The sequence below is a fragment of the Inquilinus sp. genome (genome assembly GCF_057815775.1).
Genome location: NZ_JBYRFX010000326.1, coordinates 19,171 through 37,196 on the forward strand (window position 1 = coordinate 19,171; position 18,026 = coordinate 37,196).

Sequence of the window (18,026 nt, forward strand, 5' to 3'; positions counted from 1 at the left end):
CCGGGTTACGGCTCGGTCCCCTCATGCGCGTCGATGTAGCGGCCGAGTGCGGTGGCCGCGTTCAGCATGTGCGCCCGCATGCGCCGCGCCGCCGCCTCGCCATCGCCTTCGGCGATCGCCTGCATGATGGCGTCGTGCTCGGCGCGCGAGCGGTGCACCCGGTCGTCCTGGCGCAGCTGGGTGCGGCGGAAGGCGCTCAGCCGGGCGCGGATCGCCGTGGCCTGTTCGGCCAGGAAGGCGTTGTGCGTGGCGCGGTAGATCGCCTCATGGAACCGGCGGTTGAACGCGTCGTAGGCGTCGATGTCGCCGGCCTCCACCATCGCCCGCGACGATTCGTGCAGCTCGATCAGATGGCTGCGCTCCAGCGGCGTCATGCGGTAGGTCGCCAGCCGGACGCACATCGCCTCGATCTCGGCCGTGGTCTCGAACATGTCCATGATCCGCTCGGGCGTCATGCGGGTGACGACCACGCCGCGGCGGGCGCGGATCTCGACCAGGCCGCCGGCCGCCAGCTGCCGCAGCGCCTCGCGGACCGGGGTGCGGGACGCGCCGAAGCGGTCGGCCAGCTGCTGCTCGTCCAGCGCCGAGCCGGCGGCGAGCGCCCCCGACGCGATCTCGTCCGTCAGCGCGTTGCGGATGCGGTCCGACAGCAGGCCGCGGTCGTCGGCGGCTTCGTCGTCATCGGCGGGGAATGTGTTCATCGGGCTCAGCCTCCGGTGACCGCGCGAACGGCGAAATAGAGGACGGACGGGGCGACGAGGCAGCCTAGCCCGGTGTGGAAGGTCGCGGTCAGAGCACCATAGGGCACCAGGCGCCGGTCCGTGGCGGCAAGCCCGCCGGAGACGCCGCTGACGGTGCCCATCAGCCCGCCGAACACCATGGCGCTGCGCGGGTTGTTCAGGCCGATCGCGTTGGCGACCAGCGGGGTGCCGATCATCACCAGCACCGCCTTCAGCACCCCGGTCGCGATCGACAGCGCGATCACGGCCGAACTGGCACCCAGCGCCGCGCCGGTGACCGGGCCGACGATATAGGTGATCGCCCCGGCGCCGATCGTGGTCAGCGACACCGCATCGGTGTAGCCGAACGATGCCGCCACGCCGACGCCGACCAGGAACGGCAGCACGGTGCCGAGGCCAAGCGCCAGAGCGCCGATGGCGCCGGCCTTGCGTGCCCGCTCGACATCCACCTCGAACGCCGTGGCGACGATCGCGAAATCGCGCAGCATGCCACCGCCCATCAGGCCGATGCCGGCCAGCGCCGGCACATCGGCCAGGCCGTTCTGGCCGCCGGTCAGGTTGCCGCCGAGGAAGGCGAGGGCGAGGCCGATCACGATGGCGATGGCCGAGCCGTGGATGCGGCCGAAGGTAAAATACTTGGACAGGGCGTTCGACGCCCACATGATGAGGCCCACCACCGCGAAGGCGGTAAGCAGGGCGTTGGCGGTCAGGGTGTGCAGGATCATCGCCATGGCATCCTCCTCAGGCCGCGTTGTCGGCGACGGCGCGCGCAAGCTCACGGGCGCGGGCCTCCCGTGCCTCGATCTCGTCCATCGTCTCGACCGGGCCGCTCAGGCGGCTGATCAGCGCCACCGTGGCGAAGCAGACGATGATCGCGCCGACGCCGGCGATCACCACCACCGGCCCGCTCTCGACCGCCGACACCACGTTCTGCTGCGCCGCCATCGCCACCACGATGGGGATGTACAGGGCACCCCAGAACTCCACGCCCAGCTTCAGCCCGTGGCTGAGCCAGCCGCGCCGGCCCAGCCACAGCCGGCCCGCGATCAGCAGCATCATGGCGATGCCGACGCCGCCGACATTGGCCTTCACGCCGAGGACGGTGCCCAGCACATCGCCCAGGAAACCGCCGAGCAGGGTGCAGATCGCCAGCAGGGCCACACCAGAGATCGTCATGGCAGTCTTCTCCCTGCGCTGGGGATGTACGCGCCGGCGCCGATCGCCGGCCTGGGTGCATGCATGGACACGGTCATCCTCCCTTGTTGTATTTCTAAAACCCATTCGATGGCTAATATGCATACATCTCATTGCGCCGACCGGCAACTGGGAATACATTAAGACGCAGACAGGTTGAGTTTGTATGCGAGGAGGCTGGAATGACGGATTGGGGCACGCAGAGGGCAGCCCTGGCGGAACGCCTCGCCGCCGGGCGTCGGCATGCGTCGGGCAAGGCGGTCTCGCTTGCCGACCTGCCGGCGTTCCTGGCGGCGGTGCTGCGGCCCGGTGACCGGGTCTGCCTGGAAGGCGACAACCAGAAGCAGGCGGATGTGCTGGCCGCGGCCCTGGCCGATCTCGACCCCGGCCAGATCCACGACCTGCACATGGTCCAGTCGGGCGTCGTGCTGCCGGAGCATCTCGACGTGTTCGAGAAGGGCATCGCCCGCCGGCTCGACTATTCCTATTCCGGCCCGCAGGCGGCGCGCATCGCCCGCATGCTGTTCGGCGGGAAGATCGAGCTCGGCGCCGTCCACACCTATCTCGAACTGTTCGCCCGCTATTTCGCCGACCGGACGCCGCAGGTGGCGCTGATCGCGGCGGTCAGCGCCGACCGGGACGGCAACCTCTACACCGGCCCCAACACCGAAGACACGCCGACGGTGGTGGAGGCGACCAGCTTCAAGAACGGCCTGGTCGTGGCCCAGGTGGCCGAGATCGTCGACAAGGTGCCGCGCGTCGACATCCCGGGCGACCAGGTGCATTTCGTGGTCGAGGCGAAGAAGCCGTTCTATGTCGAGCCGCTGTTCACCCGCGACCCCGCCGCGATCACCGAGACGCAGATCCTGACGGCGATGCTGGCGATCAAGGGCATCTACGCGCCCTATGGCGTCCGCCGGCTGAACCACGGCATCGGCTTCAGCACCGCGGCGATCGAGCTGCTGCTGCCGACCTATGGCGCGGCGCTCGGCCTGAAGGGCCAGATCTGCACCCATTTCGCGCTCAACCCGCACCCCGCCCTGATCCCGGCGATCGAGGCCGGCTGGGTGCAGCAGGTGCATTGCTTCGGCTCCGAAGTGGGGATGGAGGATTACGTCGCCGCCCGCTCCGACATCTTCTTCACCGGGCCGGACGGGTCGCTGCGCTCCAACCGCGCGCTGTCCCAGACCGCCGGCCTCTATGCTTGCGACATGTTCATCGGCTCGACCCTGCAGATCGACCTGCAGGGCCACAGCTCGACCATCACGACCAGCCGGGTCGCCGGCTTCGGCGGGGCGCCCAACATGGGCTCCGACCCGCATGGCCGGCGGCACCCCAGCGAGCCCTGGCTGAAGGCCGGTGCCGAGGCCGACCCCGACACGCCGGCCACGCTGCGCCGCGGCCGCAAGCTGGTGGTGCAGATCGGCGAGACCTTCGGCGAGGGCAATGCGCCGCTGTTCGTCGAACAGCTGGACGCGCTGGAGCTGGCGGCGAAGCTCAAGCTCGATCTGGCGCCTGTCATGATCTACGGCGACGATGTCAGCCACATCGTCACCGAGGAGGGCATCGCCAACCTGCTGCTGTGCCGCGACAAGGACGAGCGCGAGCATGCGATCCGCGGCGTCGCCGGCTACACCGAGATCGGCCGGGGCCGCGACCGCAGGATGGTCGAGCGGCTGCGGGAGCGCGGTGTGATCCGCCGGCCGGAAGACCTCGGCATCGATCCGCTCGATGCCGACCGCCGCTGGCTGGCGGCACGTTCGATCAAGGATCTCATGCTCGCCTCGGGCGGGCTGTACCGGCCGCCGAGCCGGTTCCGCAACTGGTAGGGCAGGAGGCCACACCATGGAGAAGCTGAGCTTCGAACTGAAGGCACCGGCCGCCGCCGGCGGCACCCGCCCGCAGGCGATCGTCGGCGTCGTCGCCTCCGGCAATTTGGAGGTGCTGGTGGAGCGGGGGCCGAGCGCCGGGCTCTGCACCATCGATATCGCCACCGCCGCGCATGGCTTCGGCCCGGTCTGGCAGGCGGTGATCGGCGATTTCGTCGAACGGCGGGCCGCGGGCGGCCTGCGCATTTCCATCAATGACGGCGGCGCCCGGCCGGACATGGTGGCGCTGCGCCTGGCCCAGGGCGTCCGCCTGATCGAGGAGCCCGAGGCATGACCGCCACCATCGCCCCCACCACCCGGCCGCTGAGCTGGTTCGAGACCCGTGCCCGCCAGCGCGTGGCGGCCCTCGCCGATCCCGGCAGCTTCGTCGAAGCGCGCGGGCCCGAGCAGCGCGAGATGAGCCCACACCTGGCCATCTTCGACCTGCCCGAGCAGTTCGACGACGGCATGATCGTCGGCAGCGCCACCGTGGCCGGGCGCCCGGTGCTGGTCGCCGCGCAGGAAGGCCGCTTCATGGGCGGCGCCATCGGCGAGGTGCACGGCGCCAAGCTGACCGGCCTGCTGCGCGCCGCCCGGGCGCTGCGGCGCGACGTGCTGATCCTGTTCGACACCGGCGGCGTGCGGCTGCAGGAGGCCAATGCCGGCGAACTGGCCATCGGCGAGGCGATGCGCGCATTGGTCGAGGCCCGGGCTGCCGGCGTGGCCGTGATCGGCCTGGTCGGCGGCCGGTCCGGCTGCTACGGCGGCGGTGGGCTGATCGCCGGCACCTGCTCGCGGCTGATCGTCTCCGAACAGGGGCGGATCAGCGTCAGCGGGCCCGAGGTGATCGAGACCAACCGCGGCGTCGAGGAATTCGACTCGCGGGACCGCGCCCTGGTGTGGCGGACGATGGGCGGCAAGCACCGCTACCTCATCGGCGGCGCCGATGTCTTCGTTGACGACGATGCCGCCGCCTTCCGTGCCGCCGCGACCGCGGCGCTCGAGGGTGGGTCGCGATCCGGCCTGGAGGTTCTAGAGGCCGAACAGCAGCGGCTGGCGCGCCGCCTGCAGCGCTTCGGTGATGCCGGCGACGCGACCGAGATCTGGACGGATCTCGGCGTGGCCGGCCCGGCGGATGTGCCCGGCCTGGGCACGGCGGAATTCCTGCGGCGCGCCGCAGGTCAGCGGGAGACGGCCGATGACGCTCGATGACATCCTCGCCTCGCTGTTCCCGGCGGGGCACGACGTGGCCGTCGCGGACGGCCTGATCCAGGGCCAGGGCCCGCTCGCCGCCGGCGGCGATATCCAGGTGCTGGGCGTCGCCGATGAAAGCCCGCTCGGCGTCGACGGCGCCCTGCTGCTGGCCGGACACGTGCTCGACATCATCAAGGCCGGCGGCCATACGCCGATCCTGGTGCTGATCGATTCCGCCAGCCAGCGGATGAGCCGGCGCGACGAACTGCTGGGGCTCAGCGAATATCTCGCCCACCTGGCCAAGGCGCTGCTGCTGGCCGAAGCCCAGGGCCACCGCACCATCGGCCTGCTCTATGGCGGCAGCGCCGCGGGCGCGTTCATCGCCACGGCGCTGGCCACCGGCACGCTGGTGGCGCTGCCCGGCGCCCATCCGGCGGTCATGGACCTGCCGTCGATGGCGCGCGTGACCAAGCTGCCGATCGACGTTCTCAAGGCCAAGGCCGAGACCACCCCGGTGTTCGCGCCGGGGCTGGAGAACCTGGCGCAGACCGGCGCCATCCACGCGGTCTGGGATGCGGGCAAGCCGCTGGCCGCCCAGCTCGCCGCGGTGCTGGCCCAGCCGGCCGGCGGCGACGTGCGCGGCCGGCTGGGGGCGGAGCGCGGCGGACGCCTCAAGGCGGCCGTGATCGCGGACCGGGTCGCGGCGCTGCTGTCCGATGGCTGAGATGATGCGCCGGCACGCGATGGTGAAAGCGGCACCGCCGGCCTGGGCGGCGCTGATGGTGGCGCGGCCCGACTTGGCCACCGAGCCACTGGTGGCGGGCTGGGCAAAGGCGGGGTATCCGCTCATCATCCGGCGGCCGGCCTGCGGCGATGCCGTGGGCCAGATCCCGCTCGGCCTGCCGCTGCCGCCGGCCCAGGGCAAGCGCCGCATCGCCGTCACGCTGGCGCCGCGGGATGTCGCCGATGCCGGTGGCCCGCCATTGCTGGCGGAGGCCGCCACGGCGGCACCGGCGGCCTGGCGCGGCTGCATCGCGCGGCTGGTTGCGCTGGATCCGGGGACGCGGGTCTTCGGCAGCCTGGCCTGGCAGCACCTGACCGGCCTGCCCTATCTCTCCGCCGGATCCGACCTCGACCTGCTGTGGCGGTTGCCGGCCGATGTCGACGCTTTGCTGTCCGGCATCGCCGCGATCGCCTGCGACGCGCCGATGGGGATCGACGGCGAAGTCACCGGCGCGGCCGGCGGGGTGCAGTGGCGGGAGCTCACTGAAGCGGGCCAGGGAGACATTGCCGTGAAAGGGCTGCGCGAGATCAGCCTGATGTCGCGCGCCGAGTACCTGGCGGGAGGAGCGGAATGACCGTCGCCCTGCGCAACGACACCGCACCCGAGCGGGAGATCGGCGACCTTGCCGCCGATTGCTTGAGGCTCGAGGTCGCGACCTATCCGAAGCCGGGGCTGGTCAGCCCGGTCGACAGCGGCGCGCATCGCGACATGGATGCCGCCCTTCTGCGCCGCAGCGCCGACACGCTGGCACCATTCTTCGCCGATCTCGCGGCGGCCGGCGCCGCCGGTGCCGGCATGGACCGGCTGCGGGCGATCGGGGTGGCGGCGGAGCGTGCCATGCTGGCGGCGACCGCCGGGGTGAACACCCATCGCGGCGCGATCTTCGGGCTCGGGCTGCTCTGCGCCGCCGCCGGCTTCCGCGCGGCCTGGGCTGTCCGCCGCCCGCTCGGCGCGATCGTGTCCGACCGCTGGGGTGCTGCGATCCTGGATGGTCCGGTGCCGCTGCACAGCCACGGCGCTGCGGTGGCGCGCCGGCATGGCGCCGGCGGCGCGCGGATGGAGGCGGCCGAGGGCTTCCCCTCGGTCTACGGCATCGCCCTGCCGGCTTTGCGGTCGGGCCGCGCTTTGGCGCCCGGCGATGAGGAAGCGGCACGGTCCAGGCCATCATGGCGCTGATCGCCGCGGTCGCCGACACCAACCTGCTGCACCGGGGCGGGGCGGACGGGCTGACCTTCGCCCAGGCCCAGGCCGCGGAATTCCTGGCCGCCGGCGGCGTCGGCCGTGCCGATTGGCGGGTCCGGGCGGCGGCGATGCACCGCGATTTCGTGGCGCGCAATCTCAGCCCCGGCGGCTGCGCCGACCTGCTGGCGATGGCGCTGTTCGTCGACCGGCTGGAGGCGTGAATGCTCGGCCTGCTCTGCGGCGGCCAAGGGCGGCTCTCGGCCGGCATGTTCGACTTGGTGGCCGGGCGGGCGGAGGCAGCCGCGATCTTCGCCGAGGCCGCGGCGCTACTGGGCGATGATCCCCGCGACCTCGTCCGCCACGCCGATGACGACCGGCTGACCGCGAACCGCACCAACCAGATCCTGTCCGTGACCGCGGCGCTCACCGCCCATGCCTGCATCGCCGACCTGATCCCAGGGCCGGTGGCGGTGACCGGCTACAGCGTCGGCGAGATGGCGGCGTGGAGCATCGCCGGTGTCTGGACGGCGGGGCAGGCGCTGCACCTGACCGACATCCGGGCCCGGGCGATGGACGCCGCCGGCGGCACCGACGGGCGCCTGGGCTATGTCCGCGGCCTCGACCGGCAGGCGCTGCAGGCCTTGGCGGCGCAGCATGGCTGCGCCATCGCCATCGCCAATCCGGGACAGCTGTTCGTGGTCGGCGGCGCCGACGCCGACGTGACCGCGCTGTGCCACGCCGCCCTGGCGGCCGGGGCCGCCCGCGCCGATTTGCTCGCGGTCAGGATCGCGTCGCACACGCCGCGGCTGTCGGCGGCGGGGGCGCCATTCCAGGAGGCGCTGCAGGCATCGGTCCCCACCGGGCCGGCCCGGGGCCGGATCCTGCTGTCGGGCAGCGATGGGGCCCGCATCTTCACGGCCGCCACGGCCACCGCGCGGCTGGCGGCACAGGTCGCGGCGCAGATCGACTGGGCCGCCACGCTCGCCGCCCTGGCCGAGGCCGGCGTCGAGCGGGTGCTGGATCTCGGCCCCGGCCACGCGCTGGCCGACATGGTGCGCGACGCCTTGCCGGCGATCCCGAGCTATGCCGTCGACCAGTTCCACGCGGTCGACGGGCTGCGGCGCTGGATCGCGGCCGGCTGAGCAGGCATCGCCTCTTCGGCATGGCCTGCGGTAGGCTGGGGCGAGAATCCATCGGGATGTCGCGGATCGGCCTCCCGAACACCGGAGACAGACGATGATCGAGGTCGTTCAGGCCTATGACCGCATCCCCTTCGCCGAGGTGCCGACGGACGATGCTGCCGCGCTGGAGGCCAAGCTGGTCGCCGCCCGCCGGGTGTTCCTGGACCGCGACGGCTGGCTGCCGCCGCATCAGCGCATCGCCATCCTGCGCCGCCTGGCGGAGCTGCTGGCCGCCAAGGTCGACCATTTCGCCAGGCTGATCGCGCGGGAAGGCGGCAAGCCGCTGACCGATGCGCTGATCGAGGCGCGCCGTGCCGTCGACGGCGTCCAGAACGCGGCGGACGAGCTGCGGAATTTCGCCGGCCGCGAGATCCCGATGGGGCTGACCGCGGCCAGCACCGGGCGCCTGGCCTTCACCATCAAGGAGCCGATCGGCGTCGTCGCCGGGATCTCCGCCTTCAACCACCCGCTGAACCTGATCGTGCACCAGGTGGTGCCGGCGATCGCGGTGGGCTGCCCGATCATCATCAAGCCGGCCGCGACCACACCGCTGAGCTGCCTGGAATTCGTGGCGCTGGTGCGCGAGGCGGGGCTGCCGGAGCCGTGGTGCCAGACCTTCCTGCCCGAGGGCAACGACCTGGCCGAGGCCCTGGCGACCGATCCGCGCGTCGCGTTCCTCAGCTTCATCGGCTCGGCGCGTGTCGGCTGGCATTTGCACAGCAAGCTGGCGCCGGGCACGCGCAGCGCGCTGGAACATGGCGGCGCCGCGCCCGTCATCGTCGATCGCAGCGCCGATCTCGACCGGGCCATCCCGTCGCTGGTGAAGGGCGGCTACTACCATGCCGGCCAGGTCTGCGTGTCGGTCCAGCGCATCTTCGTCCATGATTCCGTGAAGGCCGAGTTCGTGACCCGCTTCACCGCCGCGGTCGAGGCCCTCAACGTCGGCGACCCGCTGCTGCCGGCGACCGAGGTCGGGCCGCTGATCCTGCCGCGCGAGGCGGACCGGGTGCTGTCCTGGATCGAGGATGCCAAGGCCGGCGGCGCCCGGGTCGCCACGGGTGGCGGGCGCCTGTCCGACACCACGCTCGCCGCCACCGTGCTGGTCGAGCCGAAGCCGGACGCGAAGATATCCCGCGAGGAGGTGTTCGGCCCGGTGACCTGCGTCTATGGCTTCGCTGAGGTCGGGACCGCGATCCAGGCCGCCAACAGCCTGCCGGTGGCCTTCCAGTCGGCCATCTTCACCCAGGATCTCGGCTTCGCGCTGCAGGTGGCGCCGCGGCTGGACGGCTCGGCGGTGATGATCAACGACCACACCGCCTTCCGCACCGACTGGATGCCCTTCGCCGGGCAGCGCCAGTCCGGTGCCGGCATCGGCGGCATCCCCTGGACGATGCGCGAGATGACCCAGGAGAAGATGATCGTGTTCAAGTCCTAGAGCTGATGGTCAGAAGGGCTTGCGCCGTGCAAGCCCTTCTCGTCTCCGAGCATGCTCCATGGCGCCTTGGAGACGGCTACGTCTGATCTATTGGCTCCGTCGTTTGGCCAGTTCGACCGCCTTCTTTTCGACCTCGGTGGGCTGGACGCGCGCTCTCGATCGTGTGTGCTGTCGGCTGTGAAGTCTTGCGTAATCGCTCGGAGCGACACCGTACATTCTCCGAAATGCTGTGCTGAAGGAGGTTCCCGAACCGTATCCGACGGCGAAAGCGACCTCGCCCACAGGCACGTTGAAATCACTGAGACGATGGGCTGCGGTCGCCAGCCGCCATTCGTTGAGATAAGCCATGGGCGTGACACCAACGAGACCTTTGAAGCTCTCGGCAAAGACGGTGCGCGACATGCCGGCCTCCGCTGCGAGCGCGTGCAATGTCCAGGGTTTCTCGGGCGAAGCGTGGATGCCGGCGAGCGCCTTTGCGATCCGCTTGTCGGCCAGTGCCGACAGCCAACCTGTCGGGCGTTGAGCTTCGGAACGGACGTAGAGCCGCAACGCGAAGATCAGCATCATCTGGTTCAAATGGTCGATAATGAGGCGGCCACCCGGCTGAGGTGTCGCCAGTTCAACCCACAATCCTTTAAGCGCCGAACCCAACGCTGCACGCTGCCCTGGATCCCGCACGACAACGAGTGGCGGGAGCGCGCTCGACAGAAGCTGCGCGTGCGTATCGTCGAGGAGAAAGTGTCCACCGATGAGGACACAGGCGCCACCCCCGTTTACCGTCGCAATCGTGTCTTGTGAGAACAGGGCCGGGTCGCAGGGAGTGGTCAGTTCTGCACTCGCGGCATTTCCGATCCGGAACGGCTTTCCACTCGCAAGCAGCACACAGTCGTCGCGAAGGAGGTGTACCGCCTCGCCTAAACCATCGACGTCGATCCAGCATTGGCCCCGGCTGACGGCATAGCATCGAACGCCGCGGTGAGCCGGGAATATTACCTCCCACTCGCCGCCGAAATCGATCGCGCCCGAACCTTGTCGTTGTGGCCTGAGCACCGTGAGGATGTCGGACAGAGGATCAATCATTCCCGGACGCTCGCGAAGCAAATGCGGACGCCACAATATTTTCCGTTCGCCCAATTGGCGATATCAAAGGGGGGATTGCTGCGAAAATTAACGTGGCGACAAGATGGATAGGAACTTGCCGTCATGAACAGCCTCTCGATCCGCTTATCAGCCGGGACCTTGACCCTCGACGTCGACCGGAGAGGGAGTGGATGGCCTTTGCTTCTCCTGCACGGCGGGGCGGGCCCCGCGTCGATGCGCCCGCTGTTCGGCGTGCTCGATGGGTTCGATCTCATTCTGCCAACTCACCCAGGATTTGACGCGACCGAGCGTCCGGTCTGGATGGCATCGATCGGCGATCTGGCAGAAAGCTACATTGCGCTTCTCGACGAGCTGAAACTCCAGTACGTCATCGTTGTCGGCAATTCCGCCGGCGGCTGGATCGCGGCGGAAATGGCCGCTCGGCAGTCGCCGTCGCTAGCCGGCATCATCCTCATTGGCGCGGTCGGACTCGAGCCGACCGAAAGCACCGGACCGATCGCGGATCCGCGGTCGATGCCCGTGGAGGACCTGATCAAACTGTCCTTCGCGGACCCGGCAAAGGCTCGGCCGCCCAGCCCCGATGCGGCCGCGCAAAGGCAGGCAAACCAGCGCGTGCTGATGAGCTATGCGGGCGAACCCTTCATGCACGACCCGACACTTGCGGAACGACTTCCCCGCATCACCGTGCCCTCGCTCATGCTGTGGGGTCGCGACGATGGCATTGTTACACCCGAATACGGGAAGGAATATGCGCGGCGGATCCCAGGGGCTTGCTTCCAGACAATCGATAATGCCGGTCATTTGCCTCAGATCGAGCAACCGGAGCGAACCGCTCAAGCGATCCGCGATTTTGGTGCCACTGCCCTGAGTGGTGCGTGGCGCCCCTGATACCGAAAGGTCAAGGTCATTCCCAATCCGATTGAGGCTTGCACGGTGCAAGGCCGTCCTAAGGTAAGGTTCTCTCCCGGCGCGGCGCCATGTCGCGCCGGGATTTCACTCTGGGATCTTAGCCTGACGCCGACGCTCAACGCCCTGACGAGAGAGATTGCCATGGCCTCAGACACGCCCCGCACCGGCTATGCCCTGCTGCGCGACCCCCGGTCCAACAAGGGCAGCGCCTTCACGGCGGAGGAGCGCCGCCGGCATGGGCTGGAAGGGCTGCTGCCGCCGACGCCGAGCTCGCTGGAGCACCAGGTTGCCCGCATCCACACCGAACTGGCGAATCTCGACGTCGACCTGCAGAAATACCTGCTGCTGTCCGACCTGCAGGCGCGGAACGAGACGCTGTTTTACGCGGTGCTGATGTCCGACCCGGCGACCTTCATGCCGCTGGTCTACACCCCGACGGTGGGCGAGGCCTGCCAGAAGTTCAACCACATCTTCCGGGCGGCGCGCGGCCTGTACCTGCCGATCACGGCCAAGGGCCGGCTGAAGGAGCTGATGGGCCACTGGCCGCATGAGGATGTACGCTTCATCGTCGTGACCGATGGCGAGCGCATCCTCGGCCTCGGCGATCTCGGCCTCGGCGGCATGGGCATCCCGATCGGCAAGCTGTCGCTCTACACCGCCTGCGCCGGCGTGCCGCCGGAGGTGTGCCTGCCGATCGTGCTCGACGTCGGCACCAACAACCAGGACCTGCTCGACGACCCGCTGTATCTCGGCCTGCGCGAGGAGCGGGTGCGCGGCGACGAGTACCACGCCTTCATCGCCGAATTCGTCGAGGCGGTGCAGCAGCTGTACCCGAAGTGCTGTATCCAGTGGGAGGACTTCGCCAACGTCAATGCGGTGCCGATCCTGGCGACCTACCGCGACAAGGTCTGCACCTACAATGACGATATCCAGGGCACCGCGGCGGTGGCGCTCGCCGGCATCTATGCCAGCCTGCGCATCACCGGCGGCAAGCTGGCGGACCAGCGCTTCCTGTTCCTCGGCGGCGGGTCGGCCGCGACCGGCATCGCCGAGCTGCTGTCGCAGGCGATGGCGCTGGAAGGGCTGGATATCGCCGAGGCGCGCAAGCGCAACGCGCTGTTCGACATCAACGGCCTGATGGTGACGTCGCGCACCGACCTCGCGGAATTCCAGCGGCCCTTCGCGCTCGACCGCGATCCGATCGGCGATTTCACCGAGGCGGTGAAGGCGCTGAAGCCGAACGGCATCATCGGCGTCAGCACTGTGCCCAAGCTGTTCAACCAGCATGTGATCGAGGCGATGGCCGAGGTGAACGACCGGCCGATCATCTTCCCCTATTCCAACCCGACCTCGCGCTCCGAATGCACGGCGGAGGAGGCGTATCGCTGGTCGCAGGGCCGGGCGGTGTTCGCCAGCGGCAGCCCGTTCCCGCCGGTCGAGGTCGACGGCAAGCGCTTCGTCCCCGGCCAGGGCAACAATGTCTACATCTTCCCGGCGATGGGCATGGCGGTCTACGCGACCGAGGCGACGCGCGTCACCGAGGAGATGTTCATCGTCGCCGCCCGCGCGGTGGCCGAACAGGTCGGCGAGGACAGCCTGGAGAAGGGGCTGATCTACCCGCCGCAGAGCCAGATCCTGGCCGCCTCGCTGCATGTCGCCACCAAGGTCGCGGAATACATCTACGACCACGGCCTGGCCCGCGTGCCGCGCCCGGACGACATCAAGGCGCAGATCGAGGCCAAGGCCTACAAGCCGGTCTATCCCGACTGATTGCCGCTTCGTTACGACGTTACATTCGGTCGCGCCATCTTGGCGCGGCCGTTGTAACGGGTTAGATACAAGTCTCCGGGATTTGTTTTGATCGTCCCGGCCTAGCCGGAGTCGAGATGGCCCTGCCGTTTGCGTCTTCCTGTCTCCCCGATACCGCGGCGGCGAAGCCGGTCGTGATCGGCTCCTACAACGTCCACAAATGCGTCGGCCTCGACGGGCGGTTCGACCCGGCGCGCATCGCTGCCGTGGTGGGCGAACTCGACGCCGACGTGGTCGCGCTGCAGGAGGTCGACCGCCGGTTCGGCCGACGATCCGGCCTGCTGGACGCCGAGACGCTGCGGCGCGAGAGCGGTCTGCACATCGTCCATGTCTCCGACCTGCCCGACGGCCATGGCTGGCACGGCAACGCCCTGCTGGTGCGTGACAGCACGGTCACCCGCCTGCGCCGCCTGACCCTGCCGGGGGCCGAGCCCCGCGGTGCCATTGTCACCGAACTCGCCTTGCCGGCCGGCCGCCTGCGCGTGGTCGCCGCCCATTTCGGCCTGCTGCGCCGCTGCCGCATGCGCCAGGCCGCCATGATCCTCGACACCATTGCCGAGGGCGAAACCATGCCGACGCTGCTGGTGGGCGATTTGAACGAATGGCGCCCCGGCCGTCGCTCCTCGCTGCGGCCGCTGGATGCGCTGTTCGGGCCGCCGAGCGCGAGCCCACCCAGCTTTCCGGCGCCGATGCCCCTGGTCTCGCTGGACCGGATTTTTGGCTGGCCGCAGGGCATCCTGCACCATGTTCAGGTGCATCGCAGCCCGCTGGCGCGCATCGCTTCGGATCATCTGCCGCTGAAGGCCTGGGTCGATCTGGCCGGGGCGAACCCCTCTGTCATGGACGGGCTCTCCGTCGCCGCCTGACGGGGACTCAGCCAGGCCCGACCCTGTCGATCGCGGCCCGGGCAGCATCCTGGATCAGGCCGCAGACCGCCGGCGCCGATCGGTCCGACGCCAGCATCCGGAACATGGCGCAGCTGGTCAGCGCGAAGATCAGGTCGACCGCATCCCGCTGGGCCTCAGGCGGCACCCGGCCCTGCGCCATCCGGGCGATCAGCACCCCCAGCATCTGCCGCCGGCGCTCGTTCCGCGCCAGCAGCGCCTGGGCGAATTCGTCGTCCAGGGCCATGGCGTCGTGCAGCCGTCCCACGGCAGGGTCGCTGCCCCAGAACTCACAGAAGATCTCGATTACCCGGTCCAGGCCGGCGCGCGGGTCGGGCAGCGCCATGGCATCCTGCAGCCGCACCAGCCGGCCGCGATCCGCGATCTCGTCGAACACGGCTTCGAACAGGCCGCGCCGCGAGCCGAACTGGTTGTAGACCGTCAGCCGCGTCACCCCCGCCGCCTTGGCGACAGCGTCCAGCGAGAAGGCGGCGATGCTCTCCTCACGCAGGAAGCGCGCGGCGGCCTGGATCACGCGATCGCGCTTCTCGGCCGCCGCAGCCGTCCGCACCGAACTGACATAGGTCCGTGTCGACATCGGCACCCCGGGCCATTCAGATAAACATTGTGTATAGCTAATTCAGGTGCAATGCAGGAGCGACACCGTGCAACTGGCCCTGATGATAGCCTTGTCTCTGCATGTTCTCGCCGCCGTATTCTGGGCCGGCTCCACCTTCGTGCTGGCACGGACGGCCGGGGCGGGCGGCGACCGGCTGTTCCGGCCGCAGATGGGGGCGGCTGCCGTGGCAGTGATCACCGGCGCCTATCTCTGGCTGACCTTGCATGAGGGCGCGGCCGGCCCGACCGAGCATGTCCTGGGTGCCGGCGCGGTCGCCGCGCTGGTCGCCGTCGCCGTCCAGGCGGTGGTCGGCGGCGGTGCGCTCGGGCGGCTGCGCCGGGACGACGAGGCGGCGGCGCGCTCCCGCATGGCGATCGCCGATCGGGTCGCGGCGATCCTGCTGGCCGTGGCGACCGCGGCCATGGCGGCGGCCCGCTACGCCTGACGGCACCCCTAGCTTTGTCCGATATATTGACAAGCCCAGGCTGGCCGTGACTTACAAGGAGATCGGAAACATCAGGCTGGCGGCGGCCGGCGGCGCGAGCGGACAGGGGACGGGATGAGCAGCAGGACCATCATGGTTGTCGGGGGCCTCAACCGGCCCGCCCCCTATTTCGCCGAGGCGCATGGCAGGGGCCTGAGCCTGTACGGCTTCGACGAGGCGACCGGCGCGGCCACCCCGCTGTGCGAGACCCTGGGCGTCGACAACCCGAGCTACCTGTCGATCGCTGCCGATGGCCGTACCCTCTATGCCAACAGCGAAGTGTTCGGCTGGGCCGAGGGCACCGTCGAGGCTTATGCCATCGACGCAAACACGCCCCGGCTGCGCCCGCTGAACAAGCAGAGCAGCCTGGGCAGCACCGCGGCGCACAGCAGCTTCGACGCGACCGGCCGGTTCCTGCTGGTCGCGAACTACGCCACGGGGGCGATGGACGAGGGCTCGAACCAGGCCATCGCCGTCTACCGGATCGGCGCCGGCGGCTGGCTGGCACCGGCCCATTCCAGCGCGGCGCATGAGGGAAAAGGCCCGAACCCCGATCGGCAGGACCGGCCGCATCCGCATTGCGTGGTCACGGCGCCGGACAATCGCTTCGCCGTGGTCGCCGATCTCGGCCTCGATGCGGTGTTCTCCTATCCGTTCAGCCCGGACGGGTTGCTGGATGGGGCGACCCGGGTGCGCAGTGCCCTGCTGCCGGGCAGCGGGCCGCGCCACATCGCCTTCCATCGCGACGGCGGCTTCGCGCTGCTGATCTGCGAGCTGAATTCGACCATCGTCTCGCTGCGCTACGACGCGGCGACCGGGCGGTTCACGATCGCCGATACGGCCTCGGCCGTGCCGGCCGGCGCTCCCGCCAGCCACTGCTCGGGCATCCAGCTCCACCCCAACGGGCGCTTCGTCTACGGCGCCAATCGCGGCCATGACAGCGTCGCCGTCTTCGGCTTCGACCCGGCCGACGGCACGCTGTCGCCGCTGGGCCACACGCCGTGCGGGGGCAAGACGCCGCGCGACATGACGATCGACCCGTCCGGCCGCTTCCTGCTGGTCTGCAACCAGGACAGCGACCGCATCGCCGTCTTCGCCATCGATGGCGACACCGGCGCGCTGACGCCGACCGGCCATGACATCGACATCGGCACGCCGATGTGCGTGAAGTTCGCGCGGATCTGAAGGGGAGGGGCCGCCGGCTTACACCGGCGGCCCCAATTCCTGATCCGTCATCGCGAGGAGCGAAGCGACGTGGCGATCCAGCGGCGGGATGGTGCCGCTGGATCGCCACGCCCCTGCGGGGCTCGCGATGACGGGTCTCTATTCTGGGCCGTTGGCGTCAAACAAATGCCGAGCCGGGATCATTCGACCCCGAACTCGAAGCGGCACAAGTCGCCGCCGTCATGGGCGGTGCAGCTGGTTTCCCGGCAGGTGATCCGGGCCGCAGTGCCATCCTCGCCCAGCACATGGCGGAAGGCGCCGATCATGAAGCCTTCGAACATGTAGCAGACGCGCCGGTCCATGCCCGGCCCGTATTCCAGCGCGAAGACGGAGTGGGCGAGGCCGATGCAGCCGCGCCGCCGTTCCAGGTCCAGCTCCTCCACCGCGAACTGGCCCCAGCCGCGCTGCGACAGCCGGTTGAAGTAGTGATGGAACGCCTGTTCCGGCGTCAGGCCGTAGGTCCGGCTCTGCACCTGGCACCAGTGCAGGGCCGAGGTCTCGGTCGCATCGCGCAGGATGGCGCGATACGGCTCGATCCCCATCGCCGCCTCCACCGCCCGGTGGTTGTTCACCAGGAAGTGGCGCGGCAGATAGACCATCGGCAGGGCGTCGGTGCGCCAGATCCCGCTGTCGGGATCGACGTCGATCGGAACCGCGGGATCCGCCATGGTCAGGCGGCGACCGCGCCCCGGGATGCGCTCAGCACCGCGGACTGGTCCTTGTACAGCGCGCCGTCCTTCATGATCACGAGCAGGTTCTTCTCGTGCACCATGATGTCGAGATCCTGCAGCGGGTCGCCATCGACCAGCAGCAGGTCGGCGATGTAGCCGTCCTTGACCTCGCCCAGCTCGCCCTTCAGCCCCATCACTTCGCCGCCGTAGCGGGTGCCGCACACCAGCGCCTCGCTCGGGCTGTAGCCCAGCAGGTCGACGAAATGCTTGAGGTCGCGGGCGTTCTGGCCCTGCGGCGACTGGGCGAAGCCGTAATCGCCGCCGATCAGCGCCTTGACCCCGCGCTTGCGCAGCTCGGTGTAGACGACGCGGCTGCTGTCCAGCACCCGCTGCATGCCGATGCTGATGGCGAATTCGCGGGTGAAGCCGAACGGCTCGCCCTCGTAGAGGGTGCCGTAGATGATGCCGATGGCCGGGCCGACGAAGACCTTGTGCTTCACCGATTCCAGCATGTCGAGGGCTTCCTCGTCGGCGGATTCGCAGTGATAGATCACGTCGACGCCGCAGCGCACGGCACGCTTCACCGATTCCGCGGCGCGGGCGTGGCAGTTGATCTTCTTGCCAAAGTCGCGCGCCACGGCGACCGCCATGCGGACCTCGTCCTCGCGCATCACGGTGGCGCCGCCGCCGGCCTTCGGGCCCAGATCGTCGCCGGAGATGTTGATCTTGATGTTGTCGACGCCTTCG

The 18,026-nt window shown here is 69.6% G+C and carries 19 protein-coding genes and 1 pseudogene; 13 read left to right on the forward strand and 7 right to left on the reverse strand.

All coding sequences use genetic code 11. From position 1 onward, the window contains the following. Positions 1 to 5 precede the first annotated feature (5 nt). The 3 genes from AC3XYG_RS11570 to madL are packed head-to-tail and all read right to left on the reverse strand — an operon-like array spanning position 6 to position 1,916. Positions 6 to 701, reverse strand: coding sequence for a GntR family transcriptional regulator (locus AC3XYG_RS11570; protein WP_489139981.1), 696 nt, complete (start codon positions 699 to 701; stop codon positions 6 to 8). Between the two features lie 5 nt (positions 702 to 706). Further along, positions 707 to 1,471 carry a malonate transporter subunit MadM gene (gene madM, locus AC3XYG_RS11575; RefSeq protein WP_489139982.1) on the reverse strand — a complete coding sequence of 255 codons (765 nt, stop codon included), beginning with the start codon at positions 1,469 to 1,471 and terminating at the stop codon, positions 707 to 709. 10 nt (positions 1,472 to 1,481) lie between these two features. After that, positions 1,482 to 1,916, reverse strand: a complete 435-nt coding sequence (gene madL / locus AC3XYG_RS11580; RefSeq protein ID WP_489139983.1) for a malonate transporter subunit MadL — start codon at positions 1,914 to 1,916, stop codon at positions 1,482 to 1,484. A gap of 200 nt (positions 1,917 to 2,116) precedes the next feature. Between madL and mdcA the strand changes: the two genes are divergently transcribed. From mdcA to AC3XYG_RS11620, 8 genes and pseudogenes are all read left to right on the forward strand, one after another. After that, on the forward strand, positions 2,117 to 3,763 hold the full coding sequence (gene mdcA / locus AC3XYG_RS11585) for a malonate decarboxylase subunit alpha (RefSeq protein ID WP_489139984.1): 1,647 nt from the start codon (positions 2,117 to 2,119) through the stop codon (positions 3,761 to 3,763). A gap of 16 nt (positions 3,764 to 3,779) precedes the next feature. Next, a complete protein-coding gene (gene mdcC, locus AC3XYG_RS11590; RefSeq protein WP_489139985.1) occupies positions 3,780 to 4,097 on the forward strand; it encodes a malonate decarboxylase acyl carrier protein in 318 nt (105 codons plus the stop codon). Further along, positions 4,094 to 5,014 carry a biotin-independent malonate decarboxylase subunit beta gene (locus tag AC3XYG_RS11595; RefSeq protein ID WP_489139986.1) on the forward strand — a complete coding sequence of 307 codons (921 nt, stop codon included), beginning with the start codon at positions 4,094 to 4,096 and terminating at the stop codon, positions 5,012 to 5,014. Before mdcC ends, AC3XYG_RS11595 begins: the two co-directional genes overlap by 4 nt. Beyond that, on the forward strand, positions 5,001 to 5,720 hold the full coding sequence (gene mdcE, locus AC3XYG_RS11600; protein ID WP_489139987.1) for a biotin-independent malonate decarboxylase subunit gamma: 720 nt from the start codon (positions 5,001 to 5,003) through the stop codon (positions 5,718 to 5,720). The genes AC3XYG_RS11595 and mdcE overlap by 14 nt, the downstream gene beginning before the upstream one ends. A 1-nt stretch (position 5,721) precedes the next feature. Continuing rightward, positions 5,722 to 6,354 (forward strand): malonate decarboxylase holo-[acyl-carrier-protein] synthase, encoded by a 633-nt coding sequence (gene mdcG, locus AC3XYG_RS11605; RefSeq protein WP_489139988.1) that lies wholly within the window; start codon positions 5,722 to 5,724, stop codon positions 6,352 to 6,354. Next, positions 6,351 to 7,183, forward strand: a pseudogene (gene mdcB, locus AC3XYG_RS11610) (triphosphoribosyl-dephospho-CoA synthase MdcB). Before mdcG ends, mdcB begins: the two are co-directional and overlap by 4 nt. Then, positions 7,184 to 8,104: an acyltransferase domain-containing protein gene (locus AC3XYG_RS11615; RefSeq protein WP_489139989.1), complete on the forward strand. Its 921-nt coding sequence runs from the start codon at positions 7,184 to 7,186 to the stop codon at positions 8,102 to 8,104. A gap of 94 nt (positions 8,105 to 8,198) precedes the next feature. Further along, positions 8,199 to 9,578 (forward strand): aldehyde dehydrogenase family protein, encoded by a 1,380-nt coding sequence (locus AC3XYG_RS11620; protein WP_489139990.1) that lies wholly within the window; start codon positions 8,199 to 8,201, stop codon positions 9,576 to 9,578. A gap of 87 nt (positions 9,579 to 9,665) precedes the next feature. On the opposite strand, the gene AC3XYG_RS11625 is transcribed toward AC3XYG_RS11620, so the two are convergent. After that, positions 9,666 to 10,658, reverse strand: a complete 993-nt coding sequence (locus AC3XYG_RS11625; RefSeq protein WP_489139991.1) for an AraC family transcriptional regulator — start codon at positions 10,656 to 10,658, stop codon at positions 9,666 to 9,668. A 123-nt stretch (positions 10,659 to 10,781) separates the two neighbouring features. On the opposite strand from AC3XYG_RS11625, the gene AC3XYG_RS11630 reads away from it, so the two are divergent. The 3 genes from AC3XYG_RS11630 to AC3XYG_RS11640 all read left to right on the forward strand — a co-directional run bounded on the left by AC3XYG_RS11630 (position 10,782) and on the right by AC3XYG_RS11640 (position 14,263). After that, positions 10,782 to 11,567, forward strand: a complete 786-nt coding sequence (locus AC3XYG_RS11630) for an alpha/beta fold hydrolase (protein ID WP_489139992.1) — start codon at positions 10,782 to 10,784, stop codon at positions 11,565 to 11,567. 162 nt (positions 11,568 to 11,729) lie between these two features. Continuing rightward, a complete protein-coding gene (locus AC3XYG_RS11635; protein ID WP_489139993.1) occupies positions 11,730 to 13,358 on the forward strand; it encodes an NAD-dependent malic enzyme in 1,629 nt (542 codons plus the stop codon). Between the two features lie 116 nt (positions 13,359 to 13,474). Further along, positions 13,475 to 14,263 (forward strand): endonuclease/exonuclease/phosphatase family protein, encoded by a 789-nt coding sequence (locus tag AC3XYG_RS11640; protein WP_489139994.1) that lies wholly within the window; start codon positions 13,475 to 13,477, stop codon positions 14,261 to 14,263. A 7-nt stretch (positions 14,264 to 14,270) separates the two neighbouring features. On the opposite strand, the gene AC3XYG_RS11645 is transcribed toward AC3XYG_RS11640, so the two are convergent. Then, positions 14,271 to 14,879: a TetR/AcrR family transcriptional regulator gene (locus AC3XYG_RS11645; RefSeq protein WP_489139995.1), complete on the reverse strand. Its 609-nt coding sequence runs from the start codon at positions 14,877 to 14,879 to the stop codon at positions 14,271 to 14,273. Positions 14,880 to 14,946: 67 nt separating this feature from the next. On the opposite strand from AC3XYG_RS11645, the gene AC3XYG_RS11650 reads away from it, so the two are divergent. Together AC3XYG_RS11650 and AC3XYG_RS11655 are read left to right on the forward strand one after the other, a co-directional pair. Next, entirely contained in the window at positions 14,947 to 15,345 is a 399-nt protein-coding gene (locus AC3XYG_RS11650; RefSeq protein WP_489139996.1) for a hypothetical protein, read from the forward strand. Positions 15,346 to 15,459: 114 nt separating this feature from the next. Then, positions 15,460 to 16,569 (forward strand): lactonase family protein, encoded by a 1,110-nt coding sequence (locus AC3XYG_RS11655; RefSeq protein ID WP_489139997.1) that lies wholly within the window; start codon positions 15,460 to 15,462, stop codon positions 16,567 to 16,569. 179 nt (positions 16,570 to 16,748) lie between these two features. On the opposite strand, the gene AC3XYG_RS11660 is transcribed toward AC3XYG_RS11655, so the two are convergent. Together AC3XYG_RS11660 and AC3XYG_RS11665 are read right to left on the reverse strand one after the other, a co-directional pair. Beyond that, on the reverse strand, positions 16,749 to 17,276 hold the full coding sequence (locus AC3XYG_RS11660; RefSeq protein WP_489139998.1) for a DUF5943 domain-containing protein: 528 nt from the start codon (positions 17,274 to 17,276) through the stop codon (positions 16,749 to 16,751). Between the two features lie 2 nt (positions 17,277 to 17,278). Beyond that, the coding region (locus tag AC3XYG_RS11665; protein WP_489139999.1) for an amidohydrolase family protein at positions 17,279 to 18,026 on the reverse strand (748 nt) is incomplete at its 5' end.

Bases quoted from the DNA above. Each gene is read 5' to 3' on its own strand.
- mdcC (WP_489139985.1), top strand. From the start codon at position 3,780: ATGGAGAAGCTGAGCTTCGAACTGAAGGCACCGGCCGCCGCCGGCGGC.
- AC3XYG_RS11570 (WP_489139981.1), bottom strand. From the start codon at position 701: ATGAACACATTCCCCGCCGATGACGACGAAGCCGCCGACGACCGCGGC.
- AC3XYG_RS11615 (WP_489139989.1), top strand. From the start codon at position 7,184: ATGCTCGGCCTGCTCTGCGGCGGCCAAGGGCGGCTCTCGGCCGGCATG.
- madM (WP_489139982.1), bottom strand. From the start codon at position 1,471: ATGGCGATGATCCTGCACACCCTGACCGCCAACGCCCTGCTTACCGCC.
- AC3XYG_RS11655 (WP_489139997.1), top strand. From the start codon at position 15,460: ATGAGCAGCAGGACCATCATGGTTGTCGGGGGCCTCAACCGGCCCGCC.
- mdcE (WP_489139987.1), top strand. From the start codon at position 5,001: ATGACGCTCGATGACATCCTCGCCTCGCTGTTCCCGGCGGGGCACGAC.
- AC3XYG_RS11645 (WP_489139995.1), bottom strand. From the start codon at position 14,879: ATGTCGACACGGACCTATGTCAGTTCGGTGCGGACGGCTGCGGCGGCC.
- mdcG (WP_489139988.1), top strand. From the start codon at position 5,722: ATGATGCGCCGGCACGCGATGGTGAAAGCGGCACCGCCGGCCTGGGCG.
- mdcA (WP_489139984.1), top strand. From the start codon at position 2,117: ATGACGGATTGGGGCACGCAGAGGGCAGCCCTGGCGGAACGCCTCGCC.
- AC3XYG_RS11640 (WP_489139994.1), top strand. From the start codon at position 13,475: ATGGCCCTGCCGTTTGCGTCTTCCTGTCTCCCCGATACCGCGGCGGCG.
- AC3XYG_RS11595 (WP_489139986.1), top strand. From the start codon at position 4,094: ATGACCGCCACCATCGCCCCCACCACCCGGCCGCTGAGCTGGTTCGAG.
- madL (WP_489139983.1), bottom strand. From the start codon at position 1,916: ATGACGATCTCTGGTGTGGCCCTGCTGGCGATCTGCACCCTGCTCGGC.
- AC3XYG_RS11630 (WP_489139992.1), top strand. From the start codon at position 10,782: ATGAACAGCCTCTCGATCCGCTTATCAGCCGGGACCTTGACCCTCGAC.
- AC3XYG_RS11620 (WP_489139990.1), top strand. From the start codon at position 8,199: ATGATCGAGGTCGTTCAGGCCTATGACCGCATCCCCTTCGCCGAGGTG.
- AC3XYG_RS11635 (WP_489139993.1), top strand. From the start codon at position 11,730: ATGGCCTCAGACACGCCCCGCACCGGCTATGCCCTGCTGCGCGACCCC.
- AC3XYG_RS11660 (WP_489139998.1), bottom strand. From the start codon at position 17,276: ATGGCGGATCCCGCGGTTCCGATCGACGTCGATCCCGACAGCGGGATC.
- AC3XYG_RS11625 (WP_489139991.1), bottom strand. From the start codon at position 10,658: ATGATTGATCCTCTGTCCGACATCCTCACGGTGCTCAGGCCACAACGA.